The organism is Kocuria sabuli, from assembly GCF_040981185.1.
Classification (GTDB): Bacteria; Actinomycetota; Actinomycetes; order Actinomycetales; family Micrococcaceae; genus Kocuria; species Kocuria sabuli.
Window position 1 is genome coordinate 1 of sequence record NZ_JAVHZE010000051.1, and the last position, 1101, is coordinate 1101.

1 protein-coding gene is annotated in these 1101 nt (G+C 46.7%); it reads right to left on the reverse strand.

The annotated features are described in order from the left end of the window. Positions 1-199 precede the first annotated feature (199 nt). Positions 200-967 carry a hypothetical protein gene (locus RE027_RS17785; RefSeq protein WP_368809626.1) on the reverse strand — a complete coding sequence of 256 codons (768 nt, stop codon included), beginning with the start codon at positions 965-967 and terminating at the stop codon, positions 200-202. Between the last annotated feature and the right edge of the window lie 134 nt (positions 968-1101).

The following is a 1101-nucleotide window of genomic DNA, read 5'->3' on the forward strand; positions in this document are numbered from 1 at the left end:
AAATCATCGGTCGGGGAGCGCCCAGCGGCAAGGGGCGGGACCACCCGTCCCGACGAGCGCCCACACCATAAACTTTTTTTCGAATAAGCACACAACCGTTTTTCGAACCCTGCAAAATTTCTTCCGAACCCGAACGGCGTAACACTCCATTGAGTGAAGCTGCCGTTTGGTCGCTCCCCCTTTGGGGGCGGGGGGGGGGTTACATACCCATGCCGAAACCTCTGCTTCTGGTGATTTGCTTGAGTAGGTCTTTCCCCTCTTCCATAGCTTTTGATATGTTTGGGAAATGATGCCTTAAAGCCTCCAGTTGTTCGGAATTGAACAAGTCTTTCATCTTACCAAGTTCTTTTTTCAATTCCTTGGTTTCGGTCTTTAGTTCTTGGTTCTCCGTTCTTAGTCGGTTACTGGTTGTCCTTGCATTGTCCATTTGCTGTCTATAATACTCCTTGTCGTTCTCGGCTTTGAATACCTTTGTGCCGTTTCGCTCTTTTTCAAGTATAGCCTTTCCCAGTCTATCGGATAGCTGTTCATTTTCCCCCTCTAAAGCCTTTATTTTGGCTTTTAAGGCATCTTTTTCCCTATCGTTAACCGTTTTCCCTATCAAGCCGTAAAACTTCTCTGAAGCCTTAGAAATGAGTTTTTGGACCTTTTTCTTTGTTTCAATGGAACGTAGTTCTTTCTGAAGCTGAAGAAGCTGGTTTTGCACGTCCTTGTGCTTGTCTAACGCACTGGATATATCGTTGGATAGTTCCTGAAGCTGTTCTTTCGCACATTCGGTCTTGTACTGCATAGCCGATAAGTGTTTGCGATCAGAAGAAACACCACGTTCCATGCCCAGTGCTTCAGATGCTATGGTTTGGAGTTCTGCCATGTCATCACGCGATAAACGCACACTCTTCCCGTTCGGCTGCGTCCAATCGAAAACTACATGGGCGTGAAGGTTAGGTGTCCATTGCTTTGCGTTCATGTATCCTTCGTCCTTGTGTATATGGATTTGAAACGCTTCAATACCGAAACGTTCCTTGCAGACCGCAGCGAATTGCTGGAGTTCCTGCATGGTGGTTTATTGCTTGATTACTATTACCCCCTCCCGTATGGGTG

What these genes read in the sequence shown, in the direction of transcription:
- RE027_RS17785 (WP_368809626.1), bottom strand. Translation starts at nt 967, where the DNA reads ATGAACGCAAAGCAATGGACACCTAACCTTCACGCCCATGTAGTTTTC.